This is a genomic window from Pseudomonas sp. 18173, from assembly GCF_050432945.1.
Taxonomy (GTDB): Bacteria; Pseudomonadota; Gammaproteobacteria; order Pseudomonadales; family Pseudomonadaceae; genus Aquipseudomonas.
On the sequence record NZ_JBKFTN010000002.1, the window covers coordinates 205,901 to 220,402 of the forward strand.

The window sequence follows — 14,502 nt, forward strand, 5'->3', positions numbered from 1 at the left end:
AGTTCCTACAGCAGTGATACCACTCTGACCTGTAGACGCTGCCGCAGGCTGCGATTTTTGCTGCTGCCTCCCTCTACGCTAATACCACTTAGAACCACCCTCTGGAAAACCGGCCAAAACGGCAGGATTTCTCGCGCCAAAGGCCCAGTGGCGGCGTTGACATGGTATTCAAGTGGTATTAGGTTTCGCCTCACAACCGGGCGACAACAATCCTATACCCGCATCGGACACTGCCTACATGAACGACCTACTGGCCCTGCGCCCCGACGACACCCAACCCACGCCGCTGTATCTGCAACTGGCACGCAATCTGGAAGCGGCGATCCATGCCGGCCAGTGGAAAGCCGAACAGGCCATGCCATCGGAGCGCAATCTGAGCGAGACGCTGGGCATCTCCCGGGTCACCGCCCGCAAGGCGCTGGAAGTGTTGTTCGAGCAAGGTCTGATCCGCCGTAACCAAGGCTCCGGCACCTTCATCACGCCACGCCTCGAACAACCGTTGTCGCGCCTCTCCGGTTTCAGTGAAATGCTCCGCCTCAAGGGTTTCGTCCCCGGCTCGCAATGGCTTGAGCGGGAAATCACCCTGCCGACCCACGAAGAGTTGATCCGCCTCGGCCTGTCGCCCAACGACAAGGTCGCGCGGCTCAAACGCCTGCGCAAGGCCGACGACACCGTGATGGCCATCGAGATGAGCACCCTGCCCGCCTCGATCATTGCCAACCCGCAATTGGTCGGCGACTCCCTCTACGAATTCCTCGACGGCATCGGCAAACCGGTTGTCCGCGCCCTGCAGCATATCCAGGCGATCAACGCCTCGGACGAGTTCGCAGCCCTGGTCGGCATCGCCCCCGGCACCGCGATGCTGCTGATGACCCGGGTCGGCTACCTGGAAGACAACACGCCAATCGAAGTCACCGACACCTATTGCCGTAACGACTACTACGACTTTGTGGCAGAGCTTCGCCGCTAGGACCCTGCACCGCGAAGCCGTCAAACCAGAGAACCGATCATGTCCGAAGACAACATCCTCACCGCTCACGGCTGGGTTCGCGGCCGACTGGTCCACGCACACGGCAAAGTCGTGTCGATCGAAGGCCAGCCCTGCGATCCGGCCGACAACGACCTGCCGTACCTGCTCCCGGGCTTCATCGACCTGCACGTTCACGGCGGCGGCGGCAAAGACATCATGGAAGGCGCGCCGGCCTTCGAGACCATCACCCGAACCCACCTGCGCTTCGGCACCACGTCGCTGCTGGCCACCACCATGACCGCGCCGAGCGACGAGATATCCAGCGTGCTCAAGGCCGTCGGCGAATTCTGCGAGCAGCGGCCCCAAGGCTGCGCCCGGGTGCTCGGTGTGCACCTCGAAGGCCCCTACATCAACCCCGGCAAGCTCGGTGCGCAACCCAACTTCGCCCACACGGCGCTGATGGCCGAAGTCGAAGCGTACCTGGCGCTCGCACCGATCCGGGTGATTACCATCGCTCCGGAAATCGCCGGTCACGATGCCTTGATCCGTGATCTGAGCAGCCGCGGCGTCCGCATGCAGATTGGCCACACCCTGGGCAGTTACGAGGAAGGCGTGGCGGCGCTGGAGGCCGGCGCCAGCAGTTTCACCCACCTCTACAACGCCATGAGCCCGCTGCATCACCGCGAGCCGGGGATCGTCGGCGCCGCGTTGGCCCACGCCCAATACGCCGAACTGATTCCGGACTTGCTGCACGTGCACCCCGGCGCCATCCGCGTGGCCCTGCGCTCGATTCCATGCCTGTACTGCGTCACTGACTCGACCGCGGCCGCCGGCATGCCCGACGGCGAATACAAACTCGGCAGCCACACCGTGACCAAATGCCTGGGCGGCGTGCGCCTGCCCGACGGCACCCTGGCCGGCAGCACGCTGACCATGGATCAGGCCCTGCGCAACCTGGTGAAGATCGGCCTGCCCATCACCGAAGCCTCGCAGCGCCTTTCACAATTCCCCGCCGACTACCTCGGCATCACCGAACGCGGGCGCCTGCAACCGGGGGCCTGGGCCGACTGCGTGCGGCTGGATCGCTCATTGAAACTGACCGCCGTCATGGTCGAAGGAGAAGACATTGACTTCAAAAATGCTTGAAGAGGCGCTGTCCTCGTTCGAGGCCGTGCAGGCCCAGTTGCAGCAGCTAGACCCGCAGATGATCGAGATCGCCGGACGCTTGCGCCGTCAGCCGCCGCAAGTGGCCATGACCGTGGCGCGTGGCAGTTCCGACCATGCCGCCAGTTATTTCGCCTACCTGACCATGCAGTTGCTGGGCATCCCGGTGGCCTCGTTGCCGATGTCGGTGGTGACCATGCAACAGGCACCGTTGAAGGTCAGCGGCCAGGTGGCATTCGCCTTTTCGCAATCGGGGCAGAGCCCTGACCTGGTCAACAGCCTGCGCCTGTTGCGCAAGCGCGGTGCCTTGAGCATTTCGCTGGTCAATGCCGAAGACTCGCCACTGGAGGCCGCCTGCGAATTCAGCCTGCCGCTGTGTGCCGGCACCGAAAGCAGCGTTGCCGCGACCAAGAGCTTCATCGCCACCCTCAGCGCCAGCGCCCGGCTGATTGGCCACTGGAAGGAAGACGCCGAACTGCTGGAGGCCGTTTCTGCCTTGCCCGATGGCCTGCGCGACGCCGCGAAGCAGGACTGGAGCCCGGCCATCGACGCCCTGCGCGATTGCCAACGCTTGATGGTGATCGGCCGTGGCGCCGGTTTTGCCATCGCCCAGGAAGCGGCGCTCAAGTTCAAGGAAACCTCGGCGATCCAGGCCGAAGCCTTCAGCAGCGCGGAAGTCCGTCACGGCCCGATGGCCTTGATTGGCGACAACTACCCGCTACTGGTATTCGCCCCACGCGGTGCCGAACAGGCCGGCTTGCTCAGCCTGGCCGCCGACATGCGCCAGCGCGGCGCCCGTGTCCTGCTGGCCGCACCGGATGACGTGCTCGAGCGCGACCTGACCCTGACCCGCGCCGAGCACCCGGCCCTCGATCCGATCCTGGCGATACAGAGTTTCTACGTGATGGCCGCCGGTTTGGCCGTGGCTCGTGGCATGGACCCGGACCAGCCGCGGCACCTGAGCAAAGTCACTCGTACGCACTAACCCCCCTTGTAGGAGCGAGCTCGCTCGCGATGGACTAAAGAACGCCGCGTTTATCCAACAAACACGCGTTTTCGTTTACGACCATCGCGAGCGAGCTCGCTCCTACAAGGGCCGCGTCGTTCCCAATAGCTTTCCTGATGAGACCGAGCCATGCATAACAACAATAAAGAGCTGACCTTAAGCGCCCCGCTCAGCGGCCCGGTGCTCACGCTCGCCAAAGTCCCGGATGCGGTGTTTAGCAGTGGCGCCATGGGCGACGGGATCGCCATCGACCCGTTGAACGATACCCTGCACGCGCCCTGCGCGGGCGTCGTGGTGCATGTCGCCCGCACCGGCCATGCGGTGACCCTGCGTGCCGACAATGGAGCGGAACTGCTGCTGCACCTGGGTCTCGACACCGTCGAACTGCAAGGCCAGGGCTTTTCGATGCTGGTGCAGGAAGGTGCACGGGTCGCCAATGGCCAGCCGCTGCTGCGCTACGACCTGGACAAGGTCGCGCAACAATGCAAAAGCCTGGTCAGCCTGCTGATCCTCACCAACAGCCAGGATTTTCAGGCCCGGCCCATCACCCTCAAATCGGTGAAAGTCGGCGAACCGTTGCTGCACATCATTCGCCGCCAGGCCGCGGGCGTGCAGGCGGACGTGGAGCTTGTCGGCGAAGAAGTGGTCGGCCACATCCGCATCGCCCATCGTGGCGGTCTGCATGCCCGGCCGGCCGCGTTGATCCGGCAGACCGCCCTGGGTTTCAAAAGCAGATCCCGGCTGCATTTCGCCGGTAAATCGGCGACCTGCGACAGCCTGATCGGGCTGATGGGCCTGGCCGTCGGCGAGCATGACGAAGTGCAGGTCAGCTGCCAGGGTCCGGATGCCGAAGCCGCACTGCAAGCGTTGTTGACTGCGCTGTCCACGGCACTGGCCGAAGAGCATCACGCCACCGCCCCGGCATCGATGGTCCAGCGCAACCGGGTGGCCGAAGCCGGTGTGTTGCACGGTGTCTGCGCCGCTCCGGGGCTGGTCGGCGGGCCGCTGTTGCGCTTGAACGCGATCAGCCTGCCTGCGGATGCCGGGCACAATGATCCGATGCAGCAACGGCAATCCCTCGACGCTGCGTTGACCCAGGTCCGCAGCGAAATCGCCGGCACCCTGGACCAGGCCAGAAAACACAGGAACACTGACGAAGAAGCCATCTTCGCCGCCCATCTCGCGCTGCTGGAAGACCCGGCATTGCTGGACGCGGCCCGCCGGTCCATCGATCTCGGCACCGTGGCGACCCACGCCTGGAGCCAGTCGATCGACGTGCAGTGCGACGTGCTCCGGCAACTGGGCAGCACGCTGCTGGCCGAGCGCGCCAACGACCTGCGCGACCTCAAGCAACGGGTGCTGCGCGCCCTGCTCGGTGAAGCCTGGCATTACGATGTACCACCCGGTGCCATCGTCGCCGCCCACGAATTGACCCCATCCGATCTGCTGCAACTGAGTCAGCAAGGTGTCGCCGGTTTGTGCATGGCCGAAGGCGGCGCGACGTCCCATGTGGCAATCCTCGCGCGGGGCAAAGGCTTGCCGTGCATGGTCGCACTGGGCTCGACATTGCTCGATCAGCAACAGGGGCAACAGGTGGTGCTGGACGCCGACGGCGGTCGTCTCGAACTGATGCCAAGCGCCGAACGCCTGACGGACGTGCGCCAGAGGCAACTGCAACAGCAGCAACGCCGGGCCGAACAACAGCTCCAGGCGCATACACCCGCGCTGACCACCGACGGCTTGCGCATCGAAGTCGCCGCCAATGTGGCGTCCAGCACGGAAGCGGCAGACGCATTGGCCAATGGCGCCGACGGCGTCGGCTTGCTGCGCACCGAGTTTCTCTTTGTCGACCGCCAGACCGCCCCGGACGAACAGGAACAACACCACGCCTATCAAGCCGTGCTCGATGCCATGGGTGACAAGTCGGTGATCATTCGCACCATCGACGTCGGTGGCGACAAGCAACTCGACTATCTGCCACTGCCCGCCGAGGCGAACCCGGTGCTCGGCCTGCGCGGCATTCGCCTGGCCCAGGCCCGCCCGGAATTGCTCGACCAGCAACTGCGCGCCCTGCTGCACGTCACCCCGTTGTCCCGCTGCCGGATCCTGTTGCCGATGGTGACCGAGGTCGAGGAGTTGCTGCACATCCGCCAGCGCCTCGACGCCTTGTGCACCGAACTGGGCCTGAGCGAGCGCCCGGAACTGGGGGTGATGATCGAAGTGCCGGCCGCCGCTCTGCTGGCTGAACAGCTGGCGGAACACGCGGACTTCCTGTCCATCGGCACCAACGACCTGTCGCAATACACCCTGGCCATGGACCGTGACCACGCCGGTCTCGCCTCGCGGGTCGATGCCCTGCACCCGGCACTGCTGCGCTTGATTGCCCAGACCTGTGCAGGTGCCGCACAGCACAAACGCTGGGTCGGGGTTTGTGGGGCGCTGGCCTCCGATCCGCTAGCCACGCCGGTGTTGGTCGGGCTGGGCGTGAGTGAACTGTCGGTGAGCCCGGTACAGATCGGTGAAATCAAGGATCGCGTGCGCCATCTCGATGCCAGCCAATGCCGGCGCATCAGCCAGGACCTGCTCAAGCTGAGCAGCGCCGCTGCGGTACGTCACGCCTGTCACCAGCATTGGCCTCTGAGCTGAAGAACAACAAAAAATCCAGGGAGTACCGCCATGTACCAATACTTTATCGAAGGCCTGCAGCGCCTCGGCCGCGCGCTGATGCTGCCTATCGCGATCCTGCCGATTGCGGGCCTGCTGCTGCGCCTGGGCGACACGGACCTTTTGAACATCGCGATCATCCACGACGCCGGCCAGGTGATCTTTGCCAATCTGGCCATGATCTTCGCCATCGGCATCGCGGTCGGTTTCGCCAAGGACAACAACGGCACGGCCGGTCTGGCCGGGGCCATCGGTTATCTGGTGATGGTGTCCACGCTCAAGGTGCTGGATGCGAGCATCAACATGGGCATGCTCGCCGGGATCATCAGCGGCCTGATGGCCGGCGCGCTGTACAACCGTTTCAAGGACATCAAGCTGCCGGAGTACCTGGCGTTCTTCGGCGGCCGGCGTTTTGTGCCGATCGTGACCGGTTTCAGCGCGGTCGGCCTGGGCGTGGTGTTCGGTCTGATCTGGCCACCGGTCCAGCACGGCATCAACAGCTTCGGCGCGCTGCTGCTGGAGAGCGGCAGCATCGGTGCATTCATTTTCGGCGTGCTCAACCGCCTGCTGATCGTCACCGGCCTGCACCACATCATCAACAACATGGCCTGGTTCGTGTTCGGTAACTTCACCGACCCGACCACGGGTGCCGTGGTGACCGGTGACATATCGCGCTACTTTGCCGGCGACCCGAAAGGCGGCCAGTTCATGACCGGCATGTTCCCGGTGATGCTCTTCGGCCTGCCCGCCGCCTGCCTGGCGATGTACCGCAACGCCCTGCCGGAACGGCGCAAAATCATGGGCGGGATATTCCTGTCGATGGCCCTGACCTCGTTCCTGACCGGTGTCACCGAGCCCATCGAATTCGCCTTCATGTTCCTCGCGCCGCTGCTGTTCTTGCTGCATGCGCTACTGACCGGCCTGTCCATGGCTGTCACCAACCTGCTGAACATCCACCTCGGCTTTACCTTTTCCGGCGGCTTCATCGACATGATCCTCGGCTGGGGCAAATCCACCAATGGCTGGCTCGTGGTCCCGGTCGGCCTGGTTTATGCGCTGATCTATTACCTGGTGTTCGACTTCTGTATCCGCCGTTTCAATCTCAAGACGCCAGGACGGGAAGACGCTGCCACCGCTGAGAAAGTTGTCCTGAGCGAAAATGAACGAGCAGCGGCTTACATCAGGGCACTGGGTGGCGCGGAGAATCTGGTGACCGTCGGCGCCTGCACGACCCGCCTGCGCCTTGAGATGGTGGATCGCAACAGGGCGTCAGATGCTGATTTGAAAGCGTTGGGTGCAATGGCAGTGGTACGTCCGGGCAAGGGCGGCAGTTTGCAGGTCGTGGTCGGGCCGATGGCGGACAGCATTGCGGATGAGATTCGCCTCGCCATGCCGGCGTTGGGGCGTGCCCTGGTGCCGGCGCCTGCGGTGGTGGTCGAGGAATCGAAAGTTGCATTTGTCGCTGCGCCGGAAGCCCGGCAATGGCTGACTGCACTGGGCGGCAGCGAAAATGTGCTGCAACTGGACTGCATCGCCCTGACCCGCATTCGCCTGCAACTGGCGGACGGTAAAGCATTGTCGGAGAGCCAGTTGAAGGAGCTGGGTTGTCAGGGTGTCAGCCAGCTGGATGGTGGGGTCTGGCATTTGCTGGTGGGAGACAAGGCGGCGAGTTTGAGTGGGGCGATCGAGGCACTCGTCAATCGCAGCGAGGTCAGCGCCAAGGTCTGAACCGGACATCCTCCCCTGGCTGCCATCGCGAGCAGCCTCGCATCCACATCACCTGTGGAGCGAGCCTGCTCGCGATGAACGATGATGCGCTGAACCTGATAACTCAGCTCGTTACTTGGCCGCGATGCACTCAATTTCCATGCGTGCATCAAACGCCAATTGATTCCCACCAAATGCGCTGCGGGCCGGATAAGGCTTTTTGAAGTACTCCTTGTACACCTCGTTGAATGCCGGCCACTCCTTCATGTCGGCCAACATCACTGTGCACTTGACCACGTCTTTCAGTTCATAGCCGTTAACCTGAAGCGTGTCTCTGATGTTATCCAGCGCCTGGCGAGACTCAGCCTTGATACCGCCGGGGACCAGCTTGTCAGATCCTGCCTTGTCGCCGATTTCCCCTGAGGTGTAGAACACATTCCCAACCCTTACACCATCGGAGAAGGGCAAATTGAAACGCCCCGAATCATAGAACTGAACATTGCCCTTATTGCCAGGATTCTTGACCTCGGAGCCTGCACACCCGACCAAAGTCACCGCTAAAACGCCGACCGCCATCCATAGAATTTTCTTCACGGTTTCAAATCCTTCGTCCACAAGAATGTCGAGCAGTCGTCTGTTTGATCCACTAACGAACCATCACTGTGCAGCCGCCCCTGCCAGGTCCTGCTGCCCTTTCTCGTTACAGGGGACAGCAGGACCAAGCCGGCCGGCATGGTAGCGAAGACGTCGCCACCGCAGTCGCAAATACACAACCGGTGATAATTCCGAGGCAAATTCAGAGAATGTCTCTGAAAAGTAGATAGGAAGATTCAGCAGGCACTTCGGAAAATGTTCCTGCATCTGTAGGAACGCTATCGCGAGCAGGCTCACTCCTACAGAAAAGCAAACAACAAAAAACCCGCTGAAATCACTCTCAGCGGGTTTCTTATTCAGCAGCTATCAAAAATCTTCCAGCCGCCACACTTCATAAGCCGGTGTCTCATACGGGTGACTGAGCTTCAACGCCGCCACAACAGCAACGATCAACTCATCAGCCACGACAAGCTCAACCTTCCACTCCTCGACCTGCTCGACCTGCCCCGCTTCGCCAATGAACGGCTGACTGCCGTCCAAGGGACGAAACTGGCCCTGGCCCAACACCTGCCAGGCGCAGTGATCGTAAGCGCCGATCCGCCCGCCGCCGGCGGCGAATACGGCACTTTTCACGTCTTCGACGTGACTGGCTGGAACAAAAAAGCTGAGCTTGTACACGGTGTTTAGTTCACCCAGACGCGAGCATTACGGAACATGCGCATCAGCGGTGCGTCTTCGTTCCAGTCATCCGAACGCCACGAGTTCTGCACAGCGCGGAACACACGTTCCGGGTGCGGCATCATGATGGTCACGCGACCGTCGCGGCTGGTCAAACCGGTGATCCCGCGCGGCGAACCGTTCGGGTTGGCCGGGTAGCTTTCGGTGACCTTGCCGTGGTTGTCGACGAAACGCATCGCCACGCAACCTGACAGATCGGCTTCCAGCAGTGCTTCTTCGCTGGCGAACTCGGCATGACCTTCACCATGGGCGATGGCGATCGGCATACGCGAACCGGCCATGCCTTGCAGGAAGATCGAGTTCGACTCCTGGATCTGCACCATGGCCACACGGGCTTCGAACTGCTCGGAACGGTTACGCACGAAGTGCGGCCAGAACTCGCTGCCCGGGATCAGCTCGTGCAGGTTGGACATCATCTGGCAGCCGTTGCACACGCCGAGGGTGAAGCTGTCGTTGCGTTCGAAGAAGCCCTGGAACGCATCGCGGGCACGGCTGTTGAACAGCGCCGACTTGGCCCAGCCTTCACCGGCACCCAATACGTCGCCGTAGGAGAAGCCACCGCAAGCGACCATGCCCTTGAAGTCGTTCAGGTCGACACGGCCGGCCAGAATGTCGCTCATGTGCACGTCGATCGCGTTGAAACCGGCGCGGTCGAACGCAGCCGCCATTTCCACCTGACCGTTGACGCCCTGCTCACGCAGTACGGCAACCTGTGGGCGGATGCCTTTCTTGATGTAAGGCGCGGCGATGTCAAGGTTGATGTCGTAGCTCAGCTTGACGCTCAGGCCCGGGTTGTCTTCTTCCAGCAGCACGTCGAACTCTTGTTCGGCGCAGTCGGCGTTGTCACGCAGACGCTGGATCTGGTAGCTGGTCTCGGCCCACTGGCGTTGCAGCAGACGACGCTGGCCTTCGAACACGGTGTCGCCGTTGAAGGTGATGCTGATCTCGCCGTTGTTCATCGGCTGACCGATCACCGACACGCAATCGCCCAGGCCGGCAGCGCTGAACTGCGCAAGGATGTCCGGTGTGGCGTCCTGGCGAACCTGGATCACGGCACCCAGTTCTTCGTTGAACAGGATCGCGGCGATGTCGCTGGAAGAATCCGCCAGGCTGTCGAGGTTCAGGCTCAGGCCGCAGTGACCGGCGAAGGCCATTTCCACCACGCTGGTCAACAGACCGCCGTCGGAACGGTCGTGGTAAGCCAGCAGGTGACCATCGGCGTTGAGGCCCTGGATCACGGCGAAGAAGGCTTTCAGGTCTTCGGCGTCATCGACGTCCGGAGCCTGCTTGCCGAGCTTGCCGTGAACCTGTGCCAGGATCGAGGCGCCCATGCGGTTCTGGCCGCGGCCCAGGTCGATCAGGATCAGGTCGGTGGTGCCCTTGTCCATGCGCAGTTGCGGGGTCAGGGTCTGACGGATGTCAGTCACTGGCGCGAAACCGGTCACGATCAGGGACATTGGCGACGTAACGGACTTGTCCACGCCTTCATCATTCCAGCGGGTAGCCATGGACATCGAGTCCTTGCCCACCGGAATGGTGATGCCCAGCTCAGGGCACAGTTCCATGCCGACCGCTTTCACGGTGTCGTACAGGCGTGCATCTTCACCTGGGTGACCGGCAGCGGACATCCAGTTCGCCGACAGTTTGATGTCGGAGATCTTGCCGATGCGCGAAGCGGCGATGTTGGTCAGGGTTTCGCCGATAGCCATGCGGCCCGACGCCGGAGCGTCCAGCAGTGCCAGCGGAGTACGCTCGCCCATGGCCATGGCTTCACCGGTGTAGACGTCGAAGCTGGTGGCGGTGACGGCAACGTCGGCCACCGGCACCTGCCACGGGCCGACCATCTGGTCACGGGCCACGAGGCCGGTGATCGTGCGGTCGCCGATGGTGATCAGGAAGCTTTTGCTGGCCACGGCCGGGTGATGCAGGACGCGCTCGACGCAGTCGGCGATGTTCAGGGTCGACGGATCGAAGTCATCGCCCAGCTCGGCTTCACGCACCACCGAACGGTGCATGCGCGGGGCCTTGCCCAGCAATACTTCCAGCGGCATGTCCACCGGGCTGTTGCCGAAATGGCTGTCGGTGACGGTCAGCTGTGGCTCGGCAGTGGCTTCGCCGACGACGGCAAACGGGCAACGCTCGCGTTCGCAGATCGCCTTGAAGCGCTCGAAGTCCGCCGGGCCAACGGCCAGAACGTAGCGTTCCTGGGATTCGTTGGACCAGATTTCGTGCGGGGCCATGCCCGGCTCGTCGTTTGGAATGTTGCGCAGTTCGAAACGGCCACCGCGGTCGCCGTCGTTGACCAGTTCCGGGAAGGCGTTGGACAGGCCGCCCGCACCCACGTCGTGGATGAAGCTGATCGGGTTCTTGTCGCCCAGCTGCCAGCAACGGTCGATGACTTCCTGGCAACGGCGTTCCATTTCCGGGTTTTCACGCTGTACCGAAGCGAAGTCCAGGTCTGCCGAGCTGGTGCCGGTGGCCATGGAGGAAGCCGCGCCGCCGCCCAGGCCGATGAGCATCGCCGGGCCGCCGAGCACGATCAGCTTGGAGCCGACGACGATCTCGCCTTTCTTGACGTGTTCTTCACGGATGTTGCCCATGCCGCCGGCCAGCATGATCGGCTTGTGGTAGCCGCGAACTTCATCACCGTGCGGGGTGGTGATCGATTGTTCGAAGGTACGGAAGTAACCGGTCAGCGCCGGACGGCCGAATTCGTTGTTGAACGCAGCGCCGCCCAACGGGCCTTCGATCATGATGTCCAGCGCAGTGACGATGCGCTCCGGCTTGCCGTACGGCACTTCCCACGGCTGTTCGAAGCCCGGGATCTGCAGGTTGGACACGGTGAAACCGGTCAGGCCGGCTTTCGGCTTGGCACCACGGCCGGTAGCGCCTTCGTCGCGGATTTCGCCACCGGAACCGGTGGACGCGCCCGGGAACGGGGCAATCGCGGTCGGGTGGTTGTGGGTTTCAACCTTCATCAGGATGTGCACCGGCTCCTGCACCGCGCCGTACTGGCGGGTTTCAGGGTCCGGGAAGAAGCGACCGGCGACGGAGCCGACGATCACCGAAGCGTTGTCCTTGTAGGCCGACAGGACACCTTCGTTGTGCATCTGGTAGGTGTTCTTGATCATGCCGAACAGGCTTTTTTCCTGGCTCTCACCGTCGATGTCCCAACTGGCGTTGAAGATCTTGTGACGGCAGTGCTCGGAGTTCGCCTGGGCGAACATCATCAGTTCGATGTCGTGCGGGTTGCGCGAAAGGCCCACGAAGGCGTTGACCAGATAGTCGATCTCGTCTTCGGCCAGGGCCAGGCCCAGCTCGGTGTTGGCTTTTTCCAGCGCGGCACGGCCGCCACCCAGCACGTCGATCGCGGTCAGGGGTTTCGGTTCGGCGTGGCTGAACAGACCGGCGGCCTGTTCAAGGTTGCCCAGGACGATCTGGGTCATGCGGTCGTGCAGACCGTCAGCGATCACCTGAGCTTCAGCGTCGCTGAACTGGCCGGCCACGTAGAACGCGATGCCGCGCTCCAGGCGCTGGATTTTCGCCAGGCCACAGTTACGGGCGATATCACTGGCCTTGCTCGACCATGGCGAGATGGTGCCGAAACGCGGCAACACCAGGAACAGACGACCGGTCGGTTCTTGTACCGGAACGCTTGGACCGTATTTCAGAAGGCGCGCAAGCACCTGCTGTTCGTCGCCGGTCAGGACGCCGGTAACTTCGGCGAAGTGAGCGAATTCAGCATACAGGCCACTGACAGCCGGAACCTTCTGGCTCAGTTGCTCAAGGAGCTTGCTGTGGCGAAAGGCAGAAAGGGCAGGAGCGCCGCGCAGGATCAACATCTTCGGGACAGCCTCGGGAAGGGGTGTGCTTTGAGGCCGTGCATTCTAGCCTAAACAGCCCGCGACATCACCCGAAACGCTACGCACGGTTGCACTCGGGTGCCAATCTGTGTTTCTGCCTCGAAAGTCAGGTTAATGCGGCGTATGACGACAGCTTATTTTTACTGTAACAAAATGCAGACAAGGCCCATTCCTGCGGGGTTTCGAGCGGTTTTGTGATCGCTAGCAGACAAGCCCTTCGCTGTCGAGATATGGCGCCCGTGGTCCTTTGCGTATACTGCGCAGATGTTTTCCCCAACGGCTTTACGTCCGCGGTACGCCAAATGGCTGATCGCAACCGGACTCTTCCTGATGCTCGGTGGCTGTGTTGATAAACCCAACACGCTCGAGCGCGTAAAGGAGGATGGTGTGCTGCGGGTGGTTACCCGAAACAGCCCCGCCACCTACTTTCAGGATCGCAACGGTGAAACCGGCTTCGAATACGAGCTGGTGAAGCGCTTCGCCGACGATCTGGGGGTCGAGCTCAAGATCGAGACCGCCGACAACCTCGATGACCTGTTCAACCAGGTAGGCCAGCCCAACGGCCCGGTGCTGGCGGCTGCCGGCCTGGTCAGCAGCGAAGAGCGCAAGAAGCAGGTGCGCTTCTCCCACTCCTACCTGGAAGTCACCCCGCAGATCATCTACCGCAACGGCCAGTCACGGCCGACCGACGCGAAAGATCTGGTGGGCAAGAAGATCATGGTGCTCAAGGGCAGCACCCACGCCGAACAACTAGCGCAGCTGAAACAGAAATTTCCCGGCATCGAATACGAAGAGTCTGACGCGGTCGAGGTCGTCGATCTCCTGCGCATGGTCGACGAAGGTCAGATCGACCTGACGCTGGTCGACTCCAACGAAGTCGCGATGAACCAGGTGTACTTCACCAACATCCGGGTCGCCTTCGACCTCGGCGACGCCAGCAACCAGAGCTGGGCCGTCGCGCCGGGCGACGACAACAGCCTGCTCAACGAAATCAACGACTACCTCGACAAGGTCAAGAAAAACGGCACCCTGCAACGCCTCAAGGACCGTTACTACGGGCATGTCGACGTTCTCGGATACATGGGCGCCACCACCTTTGCGCAACACTTGCAGCAACGCTTGCCCAAGTACGAACAGCACTTCAAGTCGTACGCCAAGAAAGAGAAAGTCGACTGGCGCCTGCTGGCGGCCATCGGCTACCAGGAGTCGTTGTGGCAACCGGCCGTCACGTCCAAGACCGGTGTGCGTGGCCTGATGATGCTGACCCAGAACACCGCGCAGGCCATGGGCGTATCCAATCGCCTGGATCCTAAACAGAGCATCATGGGCGGCGCCAAGTACCTGGCCTACATGAAAGACCAGCTCGACGAGTCGATCCAGGAACCGGACCGGACCTGGTTTGCCCTGGCGGCCTACAACGTCGGCAGCGGTCACCTGGACGACGCACGCAAACTGGCGGCCAAGGAAGGGTTGAATCCGGACAAATGGCTGGATGTGAAGAAGATCCTGCCCCGCCTCTCGGAAAAGAAGTGGTACAGCAAAACCCGTTACGGCTACGCCCGTGGCGGCGAACCGGTGCATTTCGTGGCGAACATCCGGCGCTACTACGACATCCTGACCTGGGTCACGCAGCCGCAGCTTGAAGGCGACCAGGTCGCCGAGGGCAAACTGCTGGTTCCGGGGATCGACAAGACCAAGCCGGCGCAGGAGCCTTCGCCGCTCTGACAGAACAACCGAGATCAAATGTGGGAGCGGGCTTGCTCGCGAAGGCAATTTATCATCCAACATCTCTGTTG

The 14,502-nt window shown here is 62.3% G+C and carries 9 protein-coding genes; 6 read left to right on the forward strand and 3 right to left on the reverse strand.

Features of this window, described 5'->3' with window-relative positions:
- Window positions 1–238 precede the first annotated feature (238 nt).
- The 5 genes from ACLD1X_RS03085 to nagE all read left to right on the forward strand — a co-directional run bounded on the left by ACLD1X_RS03085 (window position 239) and on the right by nagE (window position 7,532).
- On the forward strand, window positions 239–970 hold the full coding sequence (locus tag ACLD1X_RS03085) for a GntR family transcriptional regulator (RefSeq protein WP_429366069.1): 732 nt from the start codon (window positions 239–241) through the stop codon (window positions 968–970).
- 39 nt (window positions 971–1,009) lie between these two features.
- A complete protein-coding gene (gene nagA / locus ACLD1X_RS03090) occupies window positions 1,010–2,116 on the forward strand; it encodes an N-acetylglucosamine-6-phosphate deacetylase (protein ID WP_429366070.1) in 1,107 nt (368 codons plus the stop codon).
- Window positions 2,097–3,119, forward strand: coding sequence for an SIS domain-containing protein (locus ACLD1X_RS03095; RefSeq protein ID WP_429366071.1), 1,023 nt, complete (start codon window positions 2,097–2,099; stop codon window positions 3,117–3,119). The genes nagA and ACLD1X_RS03095 overlap by 20 nt, the downstream gene beginning before the upstream one ends.
- 150 nt (window positions 3,120–3,269) lie before the next feature.
- A complete protein-coding gene (gene ptsP / locus ACLD1X_RS03100) occupies window positions 3,270–5,786 on the forward strand; it encodes a phosphoenolpyruvate--protein phosphotransferase (protein ID WP_429366072.1) in 2,517 nt (838 codons plus the stop codon).
- A 30-nt stretch (window positions 5,787–5,816) separates the two neighbouring features.
- On the forward strand, window positions 5,817–7,532 hold the full coding sequence (gene nagE / locus ACLD1X_RS03105) for an N-acetylglucosamine-specific PTS transporter subunit IIBC (RefSeq protein ID WP_429366073.1): 1,716 nt from the start codon (window positions 5,817–5,819) through the stop codon (window positions 7,530–7,532).
- Window positions 7,533–7,643: 111 nt separating this feature from the next.
- On the opposite strand, the gene ACLD1X_RS03110 is transcribed toward nagE, so the two are convergent.
- The 3 genes from ACLD1X_RS03110 to purL form a co-directional block, all read right to left on the reverse strand.
- Window positions 7,644–8,105 (reverse strand): RidA family protein, encoded by a 462-nt coding sequence (locus ACLD1X_RS03110; protein ID WP_429366074.1) that lies wholly within the window; start codon window positions 8,103–8,105, stop codon window positions 7,644–7,646.
- Window positions 8,106–8,471: 366 nt separating this feature from the next.
- Window positions 8,472–8,783 (reverse strand): NGG1p interacting factor NIF3, encoded by a 312-nt coding sequence (locus ACLD1X_RS03115; RefSeq protein WP_429366075.1) that lies wholly within the window; start codon window positions 8,781–8,783, stop codon window positions 8,472–8,474.
- A 5-nt stretch (window positions 8,784–8,788) separates the two neighbouring features.
- Window positions 8,789–12,685, reverse strand: a complete 3,897-nt coding sequence (gene purL, locus ACLD1X_RS03120) for a phosphoribosylformylglycinamidine synthase (RefSeq protein WP_429366076.1) — start codon at window positions 12,683–12,685, stop codon at window positions 8,789–8,791.
- Window positions 12,686–12,970: 285 nt separating this feature from the next.
- On the opposite strand from purL, the gene mltF reads away from it, so the two are divergent.
- Window positions 12,971–14,431, forward strand: coding sequence for a membrane-bound lytic murein transglycosylase MltF (mltF, locus tag ACLD1X_RS03125; protein ID WP_429366077.1), 1,461 nt, complete (start codon window positions 12,971–12,973; stop codon window positions 14,429–14,431).
- Window positions 14,432–14,502 lie beyond the last annotated feature (71 nt).

Bases quoted from the DNA above. Each gene is read 5' to 3' on its own strand.
- ACLD1X_RS03085 (WP_429366069.1), top strand. From the start codon at position 239: ATGAACGACCTACTGGCCCTGCGCCCCGACGACACCCAACCCACGCCG.
- nagA (WP_429366070.1), top strand. From the start codon at position 1,010: ATGTCCGAAGACAACATCCTCACCGCTCACGGCTGGGTTCGCGGCCGA.
- ptsP (WP_429366072.1), top strand. From the start codon at position 3,270: ATGCATAACAACAATAAAGAGCTGACCTTAAGCGCCCCGCTCAGCGGC.
- nagE (WP_429366073.1), top strand. From the start codon at position 5,817: ATGTACCAATACTTTATCGAAGGCCTGCAGCGCCTCGGCCGCGCGCTG.
- purL (WP_429366076.1), bottom strand. From the start codon at position 12,685: ATGTTGATCCTGCGCGGCGCTCCTGCCCTTTCTGCCTTTCGCCACAGC.
- mltF (WP_429366077.1), top strand. From the start codon at position 12,971: ATGTTTTCCCCAACGGCTTTACGTCCGCGGTACGCCAAATGGCTGATC.